The sequence below is a fragment of the Streptomyces sp. BE303 genome (assembly GCF_036290945.1).
Classification (GTDB): domain Bacteria; phylum Actinomycetota; class Actinomycetes; order Streptomycetales; family Streptomycetaceae; genus Kitasatospora.
This window is the reverse complement of sequence record NZ_JAQYWZ010000550.1, coordinates 1-411: the sequence shown is the minus strand read 5'-3', so window position 1 is coordinate 411 and position 411 is coordinate 1. Positions and strand designations below refer to the sequence as shown.

Sequence of the window (411 nt, the reverse complement as noted above, 5' to 3'; positions counted from 1 at the left end):
CCGGGCCACGACCAACGCCGCCGCATCGCCGAGCGACAGCACCCCGGCCACGTGCGCGGCAGCGATCTCACCGATCGAATGACCGACCAGGACATCCGGCCGCACACCCCAGTGCGACAGCAGCGCATGCAACGCCACCTCCACCGCGCCCAACGCCGGCAGCGCGGACCCGGTCCGGTGGATCAGCTCCCCGTCCGCCAGCACCTCCGCCAGCGGCTGGTCCAGCTCGGCATCCAGGTGCAACGCCACCTGGTCGAAGGCGTCCGCGAACACCGGGAACGCCTCGTACAAGCCCCGGCCCATCGACGCTCGCTGCGCACCCTGCCCCGTGAACAGGAACGCGACCCGACCTGATCCCGCAACACCCGTCAGACCCCCCGACCCGGTAGCTACCGCGCCCCGCCGGGGCGG

General features: G+C 72.7%; 1 protein-coding gene. It reads right to left on the bottom strand.

Annotation, left to right across the window (positions count from 1 at the left end; genetic code table 11):
* Positions 1-411 (bottom strand): acyltransferase domain-containing protein (locus PUR56_RS12435; protein WP_329948932.1); only part of this gene is annotated, 411 nt, incomplete at both ends.